General features: G+C 41.5%; 17 protein-coding genes and 1 tRNA gene. 7 read left to right on the forward strand and 11 right to left on the reverse strand.

Annotation, left to right across the window (positions count from 1 at the left end; translation table 11 throughout):
- Positions 1 to 147 precede the first annotated feature (147 nt).
- Positions 148 to 834, reverse strand: a complete 687-nt coding sequence (locus IQ244_RS00005; protein WP_193889031.1) for a hypothetical protein — start codon at positions 832 to 834, stop codon at positions 148 to 150.
- Positions 835 to 1,169: 335 nt separating this feature from the next.
- On the opposite strand from IQ244_RS00005, the gene IQ244_RS00010 reads away from it, so the two are divergent.
- The 3 genes from IQ244_RS00010 to IQ244_RS00020 all read left to right on the forward strand — a co-directional run bounded on the left by IQ244_RS00010 (position 1,170) and on the right by IQ244_RS00020 (position 3,189).
- A complete protein-coding gene (locus IQ244_RS00010; protein ID WP_193889032.1) occupies positions 1,170 to 2,255 on the forward strand; it encodes a tocopherol cyclase family protein in 1,086 nt (361 codons plus the stop codon).
- A 32-nt stretch (positions 2,256 to 2,287) separates the two neighbouring features.
- A tRNA-Arg gene (locus IQ244_RS00015) sits at positions 2,288 to 2,361 on the forward strand.
- Positions 2,362 to 2,634: 273 nt separating this feature from the next.
- Positions 2,635 to 3,189, forward strand: a complete 555-nt coding sequence (locus IQ244_RS00020) for a YdcF family protein (protein WP_193889033.1) — start codon at positions 2,635 to 2,637, stop codon at positions 3,187 to 3,189.
- A gap of 59 nt (positions 3,190 to 3,248) precedes the next feature.
- Here IQ244_RS00020 and IQ244_RS00025 read toward each other — a convergent pair whose 3' ends face one another.
- The 7 genes from IQ244_RS00025 to IQ244_RS00055 all read right to left on the reverse strand — a co-directional run bounded on the left by IQ244_RS00025 (position 3,249) and on the right by IQ244_RS00055 (position 10,348).
- Positions 3,249 to 3,542, reverse strand: a complete 294-nt coding sequence (locus IQ244_RS00025; protein WP_193889034.1) for a DUF2288 domain-containing protein — start codon at positions 3,540 to 3,542, stop codon at positions 3,249 to 3,251.
- Positions 3,543 to 3,634: 92 nt separating this feature from the next.
- A complete protein-coding gene (locus IQ244_RS00030; RefSeq protein WP_193889035.1) occupies positions 3,635 to 4,672 on the reverse strand; it encodes an AI-2E family transporter in 1,038 nt (345 codons plus the stop codon).
- A 101-nt stretch (positions 4,673 to 4,773) separates the two neighbouring features.
- Positions 4,774 to 5,412, reverse strand: a complete 639-nt coding sequence (locus tag IQ244_RS00035) for a lysophospholipid acyltransferase family protein (protein ID WP_193889036.1) — start codon at positions 5,410 to 5,412, stop codon at positions 4,774 to 4,776.
- A 176-nt stretch (positions 5,413 to 5,588) separates the two neighbouring features.
- Positions 5,589 to 6,470 carry an ACP S-malonyltransferase gene (fabD, locus tag IQ244_RS00040; protein WP_193889037.1) on the reverse strand — a complete coding sequence of 294 codons (882 nt, stop codon included), beginning with the start codon at positions 6,468 to 6,470 and terminating at the stop codon, positions 5,589 to 5,591.
- 82 nt (positions 6,471 to 6,552) lie between these two features.
- Positions 6,553 to 7,551, reverse strand: coding sequence for a beta-ketoacyl-ACP synthase 3 (locus tag IQ244_RS00045; RefSeq protein ID WP_193889038.1), 999 nt, complete (start codon positions 7,549 to 7,551; stop codon positions 6,553 to 6,555).
- Between the two features lie 91 nt (positions 7,552 to 7,642).
- Positions 7,643 to 8,668: a phosphate acyltransferase PlsX gene (gene plsX / locus IQ244_RS00050; RefSeq protein ID WP_193889039.1), complete on the reverse strand. Its 1,026-nt coding sequence runs from the start codon at positions 8,666 to 8,668 to the stop codon at positions 7,643 to 7,645.
- A 195-nt stretch (positions 8,669 to 8,863) separates the two neighbouring features.
- On the reverse strand, positions 8,864 to 10,348 hold the full coding sequence (locus IQ244_RS00055; RefSeq protein WP_193889040.1) for a leucyl aminopeptidase: 1,485 nt from the start codon (positions 10,346 to 10,348) through the stop codon (positions 8,864 to 8,866).
- A 239-nt stretch (positions 10,349 to 10,587) separates the two neighbouring features.
- Between IQ244_RS00055 and IQ244_RS00060 the strand changes: the two genes are divergently transcribed.
- The gene (locus IQ244_RS00060; RefSeq protein ID WP_193889282.1) at positions 10,588 to 11,250 is read left to right on the forward strand and encodes a Uma2 family endonuclease; all 663 of its coding nucleotides are present in this window, start codon (positions 10,588 to 10,590) and stop codon (positions 11,248 to 11,250) included.
- 131 nt (positions 11,251 to 11,381) lie between these two features.
- On the opposite strand, the gene IQ244_RS00065 is transcribed toward IQ244_RS00060, so the two are convergent.
- The 3 genes from IQ244_RS00065 to IQ244_RS00075 all read right to left on the reverse strand — a co-directional run bounded on the left by IQ244_RS00065 (position 11,382) and on the right by IQ244_RS00075 (position 14,621).
- Positions 11,382 to 12,533, reverse strand: a complete 1,152-nt coding sequence (locus tag IQ244_RS00065) for a hypothetical protein (protein ID WP_193889041.1) — start codon at positions 12,531 to 12,533, stop codon at positions 11,382 to 11,384.
- A gap of 194 nt (positions 12,534 to 12,727) precedes the next feature.
- Complete coding sequence (locus IQ244_RS00070) at positions 12,728 to 13,555, reverse strand: alpha/beta fold hydrolase (protein ID WP_193889042.1); 828 nt, start codon at positions 13,553 to 13,555, stop codon at positions 12,728 to 12,730.
- 340 nt (positions 13,556 to 13,895) lie between these two features.
- Entirely contained in the window at positions 13,896 to 14,621 is a 726-nt protein-coding gene (locus tag IQ244_RS00075; protein WP_193889043.1) for a lysophospholipid acyltransferase family protein, read from the reverse strand.
- Positions 14,622 to 14,996: 375 nt separating this feature from the next.
- Here IQ244_RS00075 and metG point away from each other — a divergent pair, with 375 nt between their 5' ends.
- The 3 genes from metG to lptC all read left to right on the forward strand — a co-directional run bounded on the left by metG (position 14,997) and on the right by lptC (position 18,661).
- Positions 14,997 to 16,598 (forward strand): methionine--tRNA ligase, encoded by a 1,602-nt coding sequence (gene metG, locus IQ244_RS00080; protein ID WP_193889044.1) that lies wholly within the window; start codon positions 14,997 to 14,999, stop codon positions 16,596 to 16,598.
- Between the two features lie 171 nt (positions 16,599 to 16,769).
- A complete protein-coding gene (locus IQ244_RS00085; protein WP_096585719.1) occupies positions 16,770 to 17,402 on the forward strand; it encodes an NYN domain-containing protein in 633 nt (210 codons plus the stop codon).
- Positions 17,399 to 18,661, forward strand: a complete 1,263-nt coding sequence (gene lptC, locus IQ244_RS00090; protein WP_193889045.1) for an LPS export ABC transporter periplasmic protein LptC — start codon at positions 17,399 to 17,401, stop codon at positions 18,659 to 18,661. The genes IQ244_RS00085 and lptC overlap by 4 nt, the downstream gene beginning before the upstream one ends.
- Positions 18,662 to 18,716: the final 55 nt, after the last annotated feature.

An 18,716-nucleotide genomic window follows, 5' to 3' on the forward strand; every position in this document is an offset into this window, starting at 1 on the left:
TACCTTCCCGAACTCAGAGGTGAAACGCTGCTGCGGCTACGATAGTTGGAGGGTTGCCTCCTGCCACAATTGCTCGGTGCCAGGTTCTATACTTTAAAAGCCTCTTTCTCTTCAGAAAGGGGCTTTTAAGTATCTACAAAGATTATATTATCGAGAGTTACTCTTATCTATACCACTATCACCAGTGCTAGAGGAATCAGTATTTGATTTCTCCTCAGACTGGAGTGAACTTTTGGGTATATCAGTTTTAGAAGTATTCGCTGGACTGCCTGCCGCAGAATTATCATTAGAACTATTTCTTTGAGGAGTGGTTTGTGTTCCCGAATTTGCAGGCTGTTGAGGGGGAACAGTAATGTTAATCTCTGGAGAGGACTGCGGTAAAGTTACAGATGGGGCTTGCTGTTGGGGAATTAGAACAGGGACTTCTCGTGTTCTTTCGATAATTGTGGTTTGTTGTGGTTGGGGAGTTGGAAGGTCATTACTTGGTGAAGGATTAACTACTGGTTGAGTCTGTTCAATGACGGTTTCTCTGGGTTGATTAAAGTACCAAAATGCACCCACTATTAAACCAGCTAGAGATGTGAGCAAAATTCCTAATAATAAACCACGAGACGCATTTTCATTGTCACGTGCAGCTAAATTAGCTTGCTGGTAGTTACGCTCAATTTGTTGACCATTGACGTAACCAGTTTTGTAAGAGTTGATATTGTTGGGATTGTTATTAACTGTTTCACTGGTGCGTGTCACGTTAGTGTGAGTGTTACCGTAATTATCGGTGTAAGATTCTTGTCTAGTGTCGTTGTTATAAGTTTCGCGATCGCCTGAATTTGTCATACGATTAATTACACTCCTAAAGTCTAATTCTGCACATCTCAACCCTTGCGTATAAAAGAATTTGAAGTATAAACTAGCAAAACTTCTGATATAGCTTGAGTTCTTTTTTTTACTTGGCTTTTAATGATATTCAGCATACCCTCTGTAATTGCACAGATGGTTCTATCTAAAGTTGGGAATTGATCATCTGCCAAAAGAGTGAGCATCAAGTAGATATATCCGGTTATTAGCCAATTATCAGGCAGGTATTTTGGCAATCGCGGCAAAATAGTCAAACTTGCTCACAGGCGATCGCGCATACTAAACAATAGTCAATTAACAAGCAGATTAAATTGATGTTTTCATTGCCGAGAAATTCTCAAACACCACATAGCGGCTACCATTGGGATGGCAATAGTCGGCGTTTTTTTGAAGGCTGGTATTACCGGGTAACTTTGCCAGACTGCGGACAAACTTTTGCCTTTATGTACTCTATTGAAGACCCCATTGGTGGCAAACCCTACAGTGGTGGTTCAGCCCAAGTCCTCGGCCCCGATGATGAGTATTTGTGTCGGACTTTTCCCGATGTGGCAAAATTTTGGGCTAGTCGAGATGTATTAGCTTTAGGCCATTGGGGTAAAACTAATCTCAACACTCAACCCCTCTACCTCTTAAGTGCAGAATTTGAACAACATATTCAAGAAGGTTATCAAGCTACAGCTACCATAAACCAAGGAATAATTCGTGATCCTGCAACGGGTTCTTATTGCCGCTGGTTTTATGAAATTCAGCCAATATATGGTTGGGGTAATCAAAATAGTCTTCAACAATCAACTGCTGGTTGGCTGTCATTTTTACAAATTTTTGAACCTGGTTGGCAAATTTTGATGGCGCATGGCTTGGCGAGTGGCTGGATAGACTGGAATGGCAAAATCTATGAATTCACCAACGCGCCAGCCTACGGAGAAAAAAATTGGGGAGGTGCTTTTCCACAAAAATGGTTTTGGCTAAACTGTAATTGCTTTGATGGCGAACCTGATTTAGCATTAACCGCTGGCGGTGGTAGACGCGGTGTGTTGTGGTGGATGGAATCTGTCGCCATGATTGGGGTGCATTATCAAGGCAAATTTTATGAATTTGTCCCCTGGAATTCTCAAGTCCAATGGCAAATTCAACCTTGGGGCAGATGGCAAATGCAAGCTAGGAACTTAAAATATGAGGTTGAGTTGACAGGAACCACGCATCTGCCAGGTACACCCCTACGTGCGCCGACTACAAATGGTTTAATGTTTTGTTGTCGGGATACCATGCAAGGAAAACTGAATTTAGAATTGCGAAACGTCAGTGAAAAACAATCTAAAATTATCCTCAAATCACAGAGTTCTCTGTGTGGTCTAGAAATAGGTGGCGGTTCTTGGGATAATTCTTGGCACTCTAGCTAAAACTACTGCTATTATATTTATGCCTCGTAGTTGGGGCTGTAGCTCAGTTGGATAGAGCGAGCGCCTCCTAAGCGCTAGGTCGTGCGTTCGAGACGCACCAGTCCCGTCATTATCTAAAAATTCAAAAAAATTAATCGGGAGTTTTCAGCAAATCTTCCGAATTTATGTGAAGCTAACACCTAAATTGCCACCGAGAGTGTTTATGCCCAATTTAGCCTGTATACAACAAAATTTTTTTCACCAAAATAGGGTAGATTTGACAAAAATCTGCTACCCTAACATATGTTTTTAACTTATTTAGAGAATATTACATCTTAGTACACGAAATCATAGAGCCTTGAAGAACAATTTTTTGTTTACAGGTAAATCTTTTCGGTTTATGGTTCTTGCCGTACCCCTATTAATGTGGTTTGGTTATAAAGAAGTCCAAAAACAAGCTACACAACCTGAAGCGGTCTTAGTTTTAGGTGGTTCAACCAAAAAATTAGAGAGAGAAAAATTTACAGCGGAGTTTGTTCGCCAGCATCCAAAGTTACCAATTTGGATTTCTGGGGGTAGTCCACCTAGATCCACTCGCAAGGTATTTCTCAAGGCTGGAGTTGATCCTAAGCGGTTACACTTGGATTATGAGGCGGTAGACACAGTTACTAATTTTACCAGCTTAGTGGATGATTTGAAATCCCACGGAATTAAGAGAGTTTATTTGATTACTTCAGATTTCCATATGCGTCGTGCTTCTGTGATTGGTGAGATTGTCTTAGGTAGCCGGGGAATTGATTTCCAACCTGTATCTGTACCTTCAGAATCACCACCAGAACCGCTAGAGAAATCTATCCGGGATGGAGCCAGAGCCTTGGTGTGGGTTGCTACTGGTTATACGGGTGTTGATGGTGTTAAAAAAAGCGGTAAAGCGAGAATTGAGAGTAGGAAGTAAAAAGGTAAAAGGCAAAAGTAAAAAGTAAAAAATTATTTATTTTTTACTTTTTACTTAGCTTATGCTGCGATTTCTTGCACTAGAACAAAGGGTTGTAAAATCAGGGTGTTGAATCGTTTTTGCCGATCGCAATTCCATTCTCCAACTTGATCGATGGAAGGTTTGCCAATTAATTGCTCATCAATCCACTGCTGTACCGATTGAGTGTTATCACTAGCGATCGCTTCTCCTACATCTAACAAGCTTAAACCCTGGGCTACCAAAATTACTGCATCGCGCTGAACATGAGGAATTAACCACTCCCATTCCGCTTCATCTAAGCTTTCTGTTAATTCTGCTCTTAAATCCGACATGATTTCTTTTGCTGGTTGTGATTAACTGATTTTACATTAGAGTTTAGGAGCTAGGGACTCAGGGTTAGAGTAGAATCACAAAGGACTTTTAACTAAACCTCTGCTTTCATCTCATCGATTTCAAATAAAGACACGATCACTCCCGTAATTGGAATAGAGATAAACACACCTAACAAACCTGCAACTCTAGCACCTACTAATAAAGCAAAAAATACTACAACAGGATTGAGATTCAGCGCACCTTGCATAATCCGAGGTGCAATTAGATTATCTTGAATTTGCTGAAGGATAATACAAGCAATGAATACTTTTAATCCTAACCAAACATTTTGAGATAGCACAATCAACGTGATGATACCAACGCCTAAAGTTGCTCCTATCCCAGGAATAATATCTAAAAAGCCAACTATTATAGATAATAATAAAGCAAAAGGTACTTGCAGTAATACAAAAACAACAAAAGTAGCAACTGTTAAAAACAAACTTAGTAATAACTGACCGCGAAAGAAGCCTAAAAAGCTACGTCTGATAATATTAGTAAATCTAATACGGCGCTGTTTAGGTAATATCTTCAAAATAAAATTCCACAGCTTTTCGCCATCTAATAGCATAAAAAATGCTACAACAGCAATCAAAATAAATGTGACGAAATTAGTCAATAACTGTTGTAGAACAGTTAAGCTAGTTACTAAACCTGATATCGCCTGATTCCGCAGTTGCTCTTCAATTACACTTAAGTCTATTTGTAGATTGCGGTTCCGCAGAAATTCTTCTATTCTTTCTAAAAAAGGCGCAAGAGAACTTAAAAAACCAGAAATACTGTCTATTAATTGCTGTCCTTGGGATAACACGGCTATACCAACCGTGATCATCAAGCCTCCCAGAATCACAATACTAAGTAAGAAAACGACAATCACAGCCACAGCATGAGGTAAAAACCGCCGCAACCAATATACAGGGTAGCTGAGTAAAAAAGCTAAAATTGCGGCAAATGTAAAAATAACTATGACCGCTTCAAAATATCCTAAAAGTTGGACAAAAGCCCAGCCAGCAGCCACTAAAAGCAAAAAGCGGACTAACGCCAAATTATTCAACCGATTCCAAAAATGCTTGGCATCCAATCCACTCATATAATGTTTAAAAAATAGATTATTTTAGCGATCGCTACTACACATTAGCAACATATAAAATATCGAGTGGCGATCGCTACTATCTAAAAGTATATTTCTCCTCAACGCCCTAAATCGTGCATTTCGTTGATTACTGCTGCACACTTTTGAGTTACAGCCTCTAGTTGTTCTTTATTAGTAGAACTAGGAGGGTCAATCACCTCACCAATTCTGATTGTGAGAGGAACAGCACGGGGTAGAGACGAGCCTTTTTCTAAAATTTCTTCACTTCCCCACAAACTCACAGGTAAAATCGGTGCTTGCGCCTTTGCAGCTAGTAAGGCTGCACCTTTTTTCGGGTCAGTAATTCTACCATCGGGGGTGCGAGTACCCTGTAAAAAAACTCCCACAGCCCAACCATTTTCTAAACATTCTAAAGCTGCGCGAATCGCATTGCGATCGGCACTACCTCGACTCACTGGGTAAGCACCATACAATTTAATTGCTTGTGCCAAAACCGGAACTTCAAATAATTCTTGTTTAGCCATATATGCTACTGGGCGACGCACACAATTAGAAACAATTGGCGGGTCAAAGTAACTAGCATGATTGCTAACAACTACTAATGGATCAGATTGCGGCACATTTTCCACCCCATAAATCTTGCCCCGAAAGTAAGCATGAAGCATGGGGCTGACAACCGACCATTTAAAGGCGTGGTAAAGTGCCAGACTAATAAGCGGTTCACGACTGCGAGACATAGGAAGTATGAAGTGTGAATTATGAAGTATGTAGACGCTTTCTTTTAGCGGTGTTAGCGAAGCGGTAGCGACGTTCGCGTAGCGTCTCCCTTTGGGAGAAGGAGCGTCAGGGCTTGCCGCAGGCTAGTGTGAAGTATGGAGTATGAAATACTCCATACTTCACACTTTTGAATTTTTTAGTCCGTTAATTCAGCAGCATTACGGACGTTCTTTAAGATTAAATCAGAAGTGGTGCGTTTAATTAAACCAGTTAAAACATTACCAGGGCCGATTTCTATGACTTGCTCAATACCGTTAGCGGGTAATTGCAGCGAAATTTCTCGCCAACGGACAGAACCAGTCATCTGTTGAGTTAAACGCTGTTTTAAAATCTGGGCATCAGTTGAGGGTAAAGGCTCAACATTGGACATCACGAGTACAGTTGCAGGCTGAAATTCTACAGATTCCAGAATGTCTTGGAATTCACTCGCAGCCGCAGCCATCAAATGTGAGTGAAACGCCCCAGAAACTTTTAAGGGAATAGCACGCTTGGCTTTAACTTGCGACATGACTGTTTGTACAGCATCAGGAGTCCCAGAAATTACTACCTGTGCGGGACTGTTATCATTTGCCAAAACGACATCTGGTGTTGCGGCTATAACTGTTTCTAATTGTTCTCTGTCAAAGTTCATTAACGCCGCCATCATCCCACCAGCGGCGCTCTCCATCAGTTCTGCACGACGTTTGACTAAATGCAACCCAGCTGACCATTCAAATACGCCAGCCACATAAAGGGCAATATATTCACCCAAACTATGCCCAGCCACCAGATCTGGTTGCTGTCCCCTTTCTCGCATCAAGTCCGCGAGAATACTTTCCACAACATAAAGACAGGGCTGAGTATAAAGTGTCTGTCCTAACTTTTCTTCTTGGTTTTGGCAGATTTCGCTAACAGACCAGCCTAAGATTGCCTCAGCTTGAGTAAATTTTTCTTTAGCACCTGGTATATCTAATAAATCTGTTCCCATTCCCAGGGCTTGGGAACCTTGTCCAGGAAACACCCATGCGGTTTTAGTCATTGGTCAATAGTCAATAAAAAAATCAAAAGGCAAAAAGCAAAAGTAAAAAATTTTTACCTTTTTACTTTTAACTTTTTACTTATTAATGCTTATTTCCCCATTTAAAAATTGCTGCACCCCAGGTCAGACCTGCGCCAAAGCCTGATGCTGCAATAATGTCGTTGGGTTGAATTTTACCTTGTTGCACTGCTTCATTTAAGGCCAGAGGAATAGAAGCAGCGGAGGTATTGCCGTAATTTGCCAGATTACTAATAACTTTTTGTTCAGGAATTCCTAGCCGTTGAGCAACAGCATCCAGAATGCGTTGATTGGCTTGATGTAAGATGAGCCAATCTATTTGGTCAACAGTCAGATTCGCTTCAAATAGGGCTTTATCAACAATTTCTGGGACTTTCTGGACAGCAAAGCGGTATACTTCCTTGCCGTTCATCGTGATGGGTTGGTAAGTGCCTTGAGAAACATTGATGCCTGGGAGTATTTCTTGAGAAGTCGCTGAATAGCCTAGGTTGAGGTAATGATTTTGCGTACCATCACTTTTGAGGGCAAATCCTAACAGGCGATCGCTTTCACTAGCTTGTAAAACTACTGCTCCCGCCCCATCACCAAACAAAATACAAGTTCTGCGGTCTTGCCAATCTACCCATCGAGAGAGGATGTCTGCCCCGATCAAAAGTACATTCTGATATACACCGGTTCTGATGTATTGGGCAGCAGTAACCAGACCAAAGACGAAGCCAGAACAAGCGGCGGTTAAGTCAAATGCTACTGCTTTCGTCGCTCCCAACTCCGCTTGCACTTTACAAGCAGTACCAAACAAATCATCAGGGGTAGATGTTGCTAACAGAATCAGATCTAAGTCAGTGGCTTGAATTCCGGCAGATGCGATCGCTTGACGACCAGCCGCCGCCGCCAAGGAACTCAAGGAATTTGAAGGTTGTGATACTCGTCGTTGACGAATTCCCGTTCTTGTGGTGATCCATTCATCTGATGTTTCAACCAGTGCTGTTAGCGCCTGGTTGTCGAGGGAAGTTTCGGGAACTGCCGAGCCACTTCCTGTAAATGCTATGCCTAACTTTTGCACTCCTGCTCTCCCAAGCTCTCAGCATTTTGATCATTGTCTCTGCTGTTTTCCCACAACAAAGGACAAATGACGGATGACAATTGACCCATTACTAACCGCTATCACGCTGAAGGATTTCGTATTGGGAATGAAGTCTTTGCAGTACCTGATTATCCACTGCTTCTTTGGCCATCCGTATTGCACTAAAAATTGAAGGTGCTTGCGAACTGCCGTGGCCGATAAAACAAACTCCAGCCACACCTAACAGTAAAGCACCTCCATGCTCCGCATGATCCATACGCTGCTTAATTCGCTTGAGATTTGGTTTTAACAGTGCTGTCCCAATTTGACCGCGCAATCCTTGGGGCAGTTCTTCCCGTAAAATTTGCAGAATTACTCCTCCGAGGGATTCTGCAAATTTTAATAACACATTACCCACAAAGCCATCGCAGACAATTACATCAAATTCGCCCGAAAGCACATCACGCCCTTCGGCATTACCAACAAAATTAATTAGAGCATTCTCTCGCAGTAGTTGATGGGCGCGGAGGGCTTGCTCATTACCTTTAGTATCTTCTTCGCCAATATTCAATAACCCGACTTTGGGTGTGTCTGTACCCAAGACGTATTGGCTGTAAATCGAACCCATCATCGCAAACTGCTCTAAAAACTTAGGACGGCAGTCTACATTAGCACCCACATCCAGTATTAACACTGGCTTGCCAGCCATAATGGTGGGGAAAACTGTGCCAATTGCTGGGCGATCAATTCCTGGCAACCTGCCTAAGCGCAGCAAAGCTGCTGCCATAGCTGCCCCAGAGTGTCCAGCAGAAAACACAGCATCCGCCTGCTGATTTTTTACCAAATCCATCGCCACGTTAATCGAAGCCTTGCGTTTGCGTCTCACCGCATTTAAAGGCTCCTCATCCATAGCGATCGCATCTTCAGCAGGAACTATCTCCACCCTCTCCAAAGTAGTTTTTGGCGGCATGACAGCTTTAATTTGTTGGGGATCACCTACCAACAAGACTTTCACACCCAATTCTTCACTGGCGCGTAATGCCCCAGCAACGATTTCTTTGGGTGCATGATCCCCCCCCATTGCGTCAATTGCTATCCGTGCGCAAGTCGATCCCATTGCTCAGAGCTTCTAGAAACCTTACAAATTTTACCAGATTGGCTTTGTTAAAAAACCGTAACTTTCTAACTGCCAAATTACTGTTGTTACTATTGCAACTTGATTTTGGCGGCAAGCCCAAGATAACACGAATAAAGTATTAATTCTGAAGTATGAAGTCTAAAAACTCATATTTCAGACTTCATACTTCAGACTTCACACTCCAGTTCCTAGTACCCAATTAACCAACATTCGCACACCGTAGCCTGTTGCACCGGAGCCGTTGTAGCCATTTTCTTTATCTGACCATACTGGCCCGGCAATATCTAAGTGCGCCCAAGGGGTATCTTTGACGAACTGCTTGAGGAATAAGGCGGCGGTGATGGAACCCCCAGGACGCGGCCCGGTGTTTTTCATATCGGCAATGCCAGATTTCAAGCCTTCAAAATATTTCTCTTCCATTGGCATTCGCCAAATTTTTTCGCCGGATGTGGCAGAGGCTTTTTCTATCTGAGCAGCTAAAGCATCGTCGGGAGTATACAAGCCGGCAATATCTTCACCCAACGCTATCACGTTAGCACCTGTGAGTGTGGCTAAATCAACGATCGCATCTACGCCTAATTTATCTGTATATACCAAAGCATCAGCTAAGGTTAAACGTCCTTCAGCATCGGTGTTATTCACTTCGATGGTTTTGCCGTTAGAGGCAGTGAGGATGTCGCCTGGGTGCATGGCGCGACCGCTAATCATGTTTTCGGTAACGGCGGAGATAAAATGAACTTCGGCATCAGGTTTAAGTTGAGCGATCGCTTTTGCCGCACCCAAGGTTGCAGCTGCACCACCCATATCAATTTTCATGGTTTCGATGCCGCTACCTGCACCTTTAATATTCAATCCACCAGAGTCAAAGGTTAAACCTTTACCAATAATGGCTAGTTTCTTTGTTGGTGTGCCTTCTGGTTTGTAAGTGAGGTGAATAAATTTGGGTGGTAAGTCAGAGGCTAGGGCAACTCCTAAAAAAGCCCCCATACCCAGCTTTTCACAATCTTCTTTTTCGAGTATTTCTATTTGTAAACCGTAGTCTTTGGCGATCGCTTGGGCTGTCTCTGCCATTGTAATGGGTGTAACTGCGTTGGCTGGGGCTGCTACCAACTCTCTCGCCAAAATCACCCCGGATACAATTTGATTTGCACGGGTAATTGCCGCTTCTTGCCCATCAAAACCCAGCAATTCTATGGTTTCGACCTTTGAGCCTTTATCGTCTGGTTCTGATTTAAAACGTACATCTTGGTATAACGCCAACTGTACACCTTCGGCGATCGCTTGGGCTGTGGCATTTGGGTCGTTATTCCACAAGGGAAAGCTAAATCCGAGAGTTTTGGTTTTTTGTTTTTTGGCTACCTTTGCAACCGCCGCCGCCGCCCGCCGCAGACTATCTACTTTCAGCGCGTCCGGTTTTCCTAAGCCAACTAAAATTACTTTTTTAACTGCACCACCGCCACTGACACGAGTAAAGACAGTGCTGTTGGCTTTGGCTGTAAATTCTTCTTCGGCAATTACTTCTTTTAAGATGCCAGCAAACTTGTCATTTAAAGTTGCCAGTTCACCTGTTAACTCTACTGCATCTTCAAATAATCCAATTGCTAAAGTATCGCCTGCCCACTCCAAGAGAGGCTGATTACTGAGTTGAATTGCTGCCATGTTGGGATTTTGTTTAAAGATTCCTTCTTGTACCAGTATTGCTCAAAATTTTGAAGTGTGAAGGGAAGTCAGAAGTCTGAAGTATGAAGTCTGAAAGATCATATCAAGTTTGGGCTTTTGACTCTTGACCAATACTTCGGCTTCTCCTGTCGGAGACGCTGCGCGAACGCTCAGTACAAGTAACAAATGACCAATGAATTTTATAATTGAAACATCCCAACCTTCTGCATGGCGTGAATATGACTCCAGCCTTATCTTCAAACCAACGGGCAGAAGTATTCTATCCTAGTTCTGATGGTGAACCTGTGGCAGAAAGCTATGCCCATCTATGCGTTTTACTGGCGACGTTGGAAGTTCTCCGCCAGTATTTAGCAGGACAACAGGCAACAGTCCTTGCTAATCAGTTTCTCTACTACTCTCAAGGATTTCCCAAGTTGCGAGTTGCCCCAGATGTGATGGTGATTTTTAATATCGCCCCTGGTGGTAGAGATAATTATAAGGTGTGGGAAGAAGGGGAAGTTCCATCTGTGATTTTTGAAATGACTTCGGCAGGAACAAAAAATCACGATCAGGAATTTAAGAAGATTTTGTACGAGCAACTTGGTGTCAAAGAATACTGGTTATTTGACCCCAAAGGCGAATGGGTGCAGGGACAGTTGCAAGGTTATCGGTTACGGCAAGATGTATATGAGTTGATTACGGACAATCGCAGTGAACCTCTAGGATTGCGGTTGCAGGTAGAAGGAGAACTGATTGGTTTTTATCGAGAAGATACAGGGGAAAAGCTGCTGAATCCCACAGAACAGGCGCAAGCCTTACGAGAAGCACAACAACAAGTAGAACAATTAAAGCAACGCCTCCGAGAACTGGGTATTGATCCTGAGCAAATTGAACAAGAATAGAGGCTAGTACCGCTACGCGGAATTAAAAAGTAAAAAGTAAAAAGGCAAAAGCCAAAAAGCTTAGATCACAAGCTTTTCACTAACTTGAAATGGTATCTTTATTTCCGTCGTGTTGTACTAGGGACTGGAAGCTAGAGGCTAGTGTTGGAATCAGAAGTCTTCACTATTGACTCGATTTCAGTGGTGTTAATGTCAAATTTATTGGCGATCGCACTAATTACTTCTTGCTCCAATGGCGTACTTTGCTTGTCAAGTTGGGCAATTTTTTGGCATTGAGCCAACAAAGGCACAGCAAAATCACGGTTGAGTTGATTGAGTAGTGTATCTAAAGGTTGTGGTGATTTGATATTGTTGGCGATCGCACTCAGGGAATTTTGGCTGAGGTTTAATGCTTGCAATTCTGGTAAAATTTTTTCCCAGGTTTTTTCGGGATGGCTGGCGAGAATCATGTGAACTAAGATTTGATCCATGATTGCTTGTTGAGCGATCGCAGTTTCTAAGTAATTTTCACTTTCGGCTTTGAGATTTGCCAAAGTTTCTGGTGATGTTAGAGAAACGGACTCATCTAGTTTGGCTTCGTAAAATCGACAAGCGGCATAACCTAGAGAATAGCTTAAAGCAGCATTAGAACTCGTGGCGATCGCTGCACCAGCAAACGGGACATTTCGCAGCAACGCCAATCCGGCGGCTTTCACTAGTCGATTCCCTCCCAAACCCAAACCAAAAATCGTTAAAACTTCGCCTTTTCGCGCGGGATCTTTTAAATCTAAGTCATAAGCAGCCGCAATTTGATACAACATTTCTGACTGTAATTTCAGGGTTGCGGCTAAATCAACTGCTAATAATGCTGCTGCTACCCCTGGTAAAATACTACTGGCGAATCCAATCCCCCCAGCTTTTGTGGCTGTTTCCAGCATAATGCGGTGAGAAATTTGGCTGGGTGATTCTTGGGGATGCTGCTGCTTGATTTTTTTGACTGCGGCTGCTGCTTTTTCTAAATCAACATTTTCACTAGCACCAATTAGCCAATTGAGATTCAAAAATCCTGATAGTTTGCGGATTAGCCAATTTTGATTGAGATAATTGACTACTTCACCAGTAGATTGAGTAGCTTGTCCAAATAATTTATGTGTTTGTTTGGCTGCGGCTACGCCAAATTCCCAGGCTGTATCGACAAATGCTTGACCAGTTGTAGCCAAACCATCTAAAGGCGATGATTGTTCTGGGGCGGATGTTTGATGGGTGATTTCTACTTCTGGTTTTTTTTGGTGTTGGTCTGCCATTTTTTTGCAAGTCGCTCTATTCAATTTGTAGCGAAACTTAAAGCGACTTGACATCTTCCAACAAGTACAAGTTTGTTATGTACTTGCGGAATAATTTATCTCACGCAGAGGCGCAGAAGATGACACTTGGGTGGGCGGCTTTCCCAACTTAAGCACAGAGAACAAAGCGGTTATTTTAGTCTAAGTACTAACGCTTAACTAACTTCCTTGACCTGTAGCTGATAAACTTTTTGCTCCCTGGGTTCTAAAAAGTTAGTGTTTTTGAGAATCTCATAGAGACTAATATCTTGTTCTAGCAAACAGGCGTGTCCACTGTTTGGCAATACCAAAACCTCGGCATTGGGTAATATACCAGCTATCCGCTTCACTTCATCTACAGAAGGTAAAAGCCGATCGCCTGCACCAGCAATTAACAACACTTGTTGAGTTAAGCGGCGTAACTGGCTATCATCCACTGCAAATTCTCGCAATAAAGCCAACCGCCAATTAACTGTTGCTGAGGGGACAGAACGCATGGTTTTTAGCAGTTCGTGGCGATCGCTTCTAGTCATCCGTTCTAAGGATGCGAGAAACGGTAATAGTCCCAATGCACCGACATCATAAAAAGATTCTGGCACTAAGTATGTTATCTGGGATGCCCAATCTAAAAACGGACGCAGGCGAAAAGCTGAGGCTGGGTTAATGAGAATTATGCGTTTAAACAAATGCGCTGCTTTGGTGGCTACTTTCATCGCCAAGCAGCCGCCGAATGATTCCCCACACAGATAAACTGGTCTTTGGGAACTTTTCTCTAATTCTGCATGAATTAAGTCCAAGATATTTTTAGTTAATTCTTCCCAGCTAGTTAGATCTTTTCTGGGGATCGCTAAACAGCGCACATCAAAGCCAGCTTCTAACCCAGATGTTTGCGATCGCAACAATTCACCAGTGCCATCCATTCCCGGTAAATAAACAAACAACGGATACTCTGGTTGGACTCGTTTAGGAGTCAGAAAACACGGCTTTAGCTCAACTTGTGGCATTTTACAATTTCAATTTCCTTGGCTATTTTGATAGATTGACCTGCATACAATAACTATCCTTTGGTTTAGGCATAGACACTCAGCGGCTTGTCGTTAGACATAACTGAATAGCTTCTCTACAGTGTTACAGGTAAAAGTCTGTTAAAAGCATAACTCAGCTAATAAAAACTCACTTAAATCTCTAATCAAGTTATCGTAAAGATAACTTAATCTTATTAGCAGATCATCTCCGACACTATTTAGCAAGATACATGCAAACTAGGCAAAAAATTACAATTCTCGATCAGGTAAATTACCAAAAAATTCTGCTGATTAATTTTCTTTTTTGCTACATTAGGCATTAATAACAACCCTGTTGTAGCAAAGTACTTATCTCACGATGGCAGTGTTCGGTTAGCTCAGAGACAACATTTTTTGCTTGTTTTCCATGATATTGGTGTTGATGATCGTTTGTAATCCAATAAGGACGACCAATTAACACAGCTACTCGTTGATATATTACTAATGGATGCCATCCATATTGGTTAAATAAAGGTTCAGAAGGGTCGAACAAACTCAACATTTTTAGGGGAAAAGCTGTAGTGTTGACTTCTTCTAAGGAGGCGATCGCAATTGGTAAAATTGCTAAGTCTGGTACGCCAGAACGCAAAGCCAAATGGGCAAATCCCCGCTGAAATTCCCCAACTACAGATTTTGGAGTTGATTGCACCATCGGTTCAGCCCCTTCAGGAAAAACCCCTACCATCTGTTGAGAGTGTAATAGCATCTGTGATTGGGCAAAAAAGCTTTGCTGACGGTTTTGATTTATATCTAAAGGAAAACAACCTAATTGTCCGGTGACAATCTCCCGCAAAATTGGGACTTGTCCCATATAGTGATGACAAGCAAAACGAATCGGACTTGATAAAGCTGACATTAAAATCATCGCATCCATAAAGCTGCGATGATTGCTCACTATTAACAAACTTGCATCACGAGGAATGCGATCCTCGTAATAGCGAAATATTCGTGTGGAAAACGTTGCTAAGAGTAAGCGAGAAATGTCCAAAGGACTATTTAGACTCATATCTAAATATAGGTTTGGGAAAATATCGTAGTTTATCTTGACTTAATTTTTACATTTCTTTACTAATACTACGACCGTCTTAGGATAGAAATGTCTTATCTGTTAAAAGCAAATGATTTTTCTATGTTTGGAGCGTTGTACTTTTAGTCACAATAGTATGTAAGAAATAGCATCAGAGCAAGGATATTAACTTCTACATTCCGTTTTTAGTTCAGAAATTAGCCTAATTTGTACTTATGACAAAACATTTCTGAACTCGATAAATTTGCTAATATTAAGGAGAACTTTGAAAAAGCGATAATAATGTTATATAATTGCGTGGTTTTGCCCTCATAATTAATTAAAAAACGGTTTAATAATTTATTTTTATTTTGCATGAACCTAGTGGATAAAACAGACAAGACATTTGCACTGACAACACCCCTCTATTATGTAAACGATGTACCCCATATTGGAAGTGCTTATACAACGATCGCCGCAGATGTAGTGGCTCGGTTCCAAAAACTCAAGGGACATCGTGTACTGCTAATAACAGGTACAGATGAACATGGGCAAAAAATTCAACGTTCAGCGGAGTCTTTAGGAAAAGCACCCCAAGAATTTTGTGATGGGATTGTCCCTAGTTTTGTGAGCTTATGGGAAAAATTAAACATTCAATATGATCGTTTTAGTCGGACAACTGCACCCCGTCATGAAGCGATCGTCAAAGAATTTTTTGGGAGAGTTTGGCAAAAAGGTGATATCTACCAAGGACAACAAAAAGGTTGGTACTGCGTAGCCTGCGAAGAATTTAAAGAAGAAAGAGAATTATTAGACGATAAACGTTGTCCGATTCATACGAATAAACAAGTTGAGTGGCGCGACGAACAAAATTACTTCTTTAGATTATCGAAATACCAAACCCAGCTAGAAGAATTTTATCAGTCACACGCAGATTTTATTCAACCAGAAAGCCGTCGTAATGAAGTCTTAAGTTTTGTTAGCCGAGGTTTACAAGATTTTTCGATTTCCCGCATTAATCTCGATTGGGGTTTCCCTGTCCCAACTGACCCTAAACAAACCCTGTACGTCTGGTTTGATGCGCTGCTAGGTTATGTCACAGCCTTATTAGAACCCGATGCGGAACCAACCTTAGATAACGCTTTAACGGCATGGTGGCCGATTAACTTGCATTTGATTGGCAAAGACATTCTGCGCTTTCATGCAGTTTACTGGCCAGCTATGTTAATGTCAGCAGATTTACCTTTGCCAGAAAGAGTGTTTGGGCATGGTTTTTTGACCAAAGATGGGCAAAAAATGGGGAAAGCGCTGGGTAATACCCTCGATCCTATTGCTCTTGTCGAGAGATATGGTAGTGATGCGGTTCGTTATTACTTTCTTAAGGAAATCGAATTTGGCAAAGATGGCGATTTTAATGAAAGTAGATTCATTAATGTTCTAAATGCAGATTTGGCAAATGATTTAGGTAATTTGCTCAATCGCTCCTTGAACATGGTGAAGAAGTACTGTGCTGGCAATGACCTGTCAATTTCCGATGAAACCATTTCTGCCGAAAATCCGTTAAAAAAGATTGGCTTAGGTCTAGGGGAAAAGGTTCAACAAGCCTATGAAGCGTTAGCTTTCAATCAAGCCTGTGAAGCTATCCTGTCATTGGTACAAGCCAGTAATAAGTTTATTGATGATCAAGCCCCTTGGTCACTATATAAACAAGGACAGCAGCAGGAAGTAGAAAAAGTGCTTTACGCAGTTTTGGAATCTGTGAGGCTGTCAGCTTATCTTCTTGCACCAGTTATTCCCAATATCAGTGGCGAGATTTATCAGCAGCTAGGTTTTGGAATCGACTTTAACGCACAAAATCAAACAGCAACGGCTGCCCCATTTTCCATTCATTCCAAATGGGGGTTACTATCTAATAAACAACTGTTGGGGAATCCTCAACCAATCTTTAAACGCATAGAACCTCCGAAAAACGATTAGTTTTTTTAATCTCTTTCACACAATTTTCTTATCTCTCAAAAATCTCAAAAAATTTATCGGGGCTGAACTTAAATAATTAGCCCCGGAAAATTATCATAAAACTCTCTAACTAAATGTAAAAGTTGGAAATTTGTATCAGAAATAACAAGATAAAAATGAGGTATGACAACAATGTTGAATAATTTAGAAAATGACTCGATATTTACGCCAGAGCAAGTTTTAGAAAATCGAGGTCGAGTCGCTATATTTATTGATGGCTCAAATCTGTTTTACGCTGCCTTGCAATTAGGAATTGAAATTGATTACACCAAGTTATTGTGTCGTTTAACAGGTGGATCTCGACTGTTGCGGGCATTTTTCTACACAGGTGTAGATAGAACCAACGAAAAACAACAAGGCTTTTTGTTGTGGATGCGTCGGAATGGTTATCGCGTCATTGCTAAAGATTTAGTGCAGCTACCGGATGGTTCTAAAAAAGCCAACTTAGATGTCGAAATAGCCGTGGATATGATGGCTTTAGTCGATTCCTATGATACAGCGGTTTTGGTTAGCGGTGATGGGGATTTAGCCTACGCTGTCAATTCTGTAAGTTATCGTGGTGTCAGGGTAGAGGTTGTGAGTTTACGCTCCATGACCAGTGATAGCTTAATTAATGTGAGCGATCGCTACATTGATTTAGAAGCTATCAAAGAAGATATCCAAAAAACACCACGCCAGAGTTACCCATATCGACCTTTGTCGGGAATAGGTTTTTTGGATGACCCCACAGACCATGATGGACATCTAGAAATTCAAGATACATGAAGCATCAGCAAGGCAGGCAAATAGCAAAAAGAAATTTAAGATTTATGGGGGGAAAAGTAAATAAATCCCCCCACTTTCATACATTTTCTTTTGGGAGTTTTATTCAAATCAAAACAAATTGGTATTACCTGCCTTTAACTCTGCTTTTAATGATAAGTTTAGGAGCTTGTGGCGGTAAATCTCCTACAAGCTCTAATCAAAATAATCAACATTCAGCAGCAGATTCAGAGAGTAACTTAACTTTTTTTGATGTAACTTTAGAACAAGCTGATGAAGTAGGACGACCGCTATGGAAAGTCCGAGCCAAACAGGCAGTATACACCAAAGAAAAACAAATTGGTCAAGCCGAAAATCCCTACGGAGAGTTATATCAAGATGGCAAAGTAATTTATCAAATTAAAGCAGACCAAGCAGACATTCAACAAGATGGTAAGCGGCTATTTCTCAAAGGCAAAATCTTGGCCACAGACCCTAATAATGGAGTGGTTTTACAAGGAAATGAAATGGAATGGCTACCCAAAGAAGATTTATTAATTGTTCGCAATCAAATCAACGGTAAACATAAACAGTTACAAGCAGTAGCGCAAGAAGCAAGAGTTAAAACCCGCGCCCAAGTAGTAGATTTTTTCGGCAAAGTTGTTGCTAACTCTACTGATCCCCAATTACGAATGCGGACTGAGCATTTAATTTGGCAGATTAAACAAGAACAATTAATTGGCGATCGCCCTTTACAATTTGAACGTTATAAAAATAATCAAATCACAGATCGTGGCCGTGGCAATTCCGCCGAAGTTAACTTAAAAACTAAGATTGTTACAATTAAACAAAATGCCCAGGCTGATTTATTAGACCCACCAGTACAAATCCTGAGTAACTCCATGATCTGGGATATGAATAGAGAAAACGTCAGGACAAATTCTGCGGTGCGCGTCTTCCACCGTGCGGAAAAATTGACGGTGACAGGTAATCAAGCTGAGATGAAAATACCGCAAAAAACGGTTTATTTAGTAGGTAATGTTAACGCCGTTGGTCAGCGTCGACAGTCTTTAAAATCCCAGAATTTAACTTGGTATCTCGATAAAAAATTACTAGAAGCACAGGGAAACGTTGTATACAAACAAGTATCTCCAGCGTTAACTTTCAATGGAGACACCGCCGTTGGTAATCTGGAAACAGAAAATATTGTTGTTAGTGGCGGTAAAACAGGTAATCGAGTGGTGACAGAAATTATTCCTGAATCACCAACACCGAAGAACTAAAAATAAAAAGTAAAAAGTAAAAAGTAAAAAGTAAAAAAAATATAGCATCTATTCT

Origin of the sequence: Nostoc sp. LEGE 06077 (genome assembly GCF_015207705.1) — a bacterium.
Lineage (GTDB): Bacteria > Cyanobacteriota > Cyanobacteriia > Cyanobacteriales > Nostocaceae > Nostoc_B.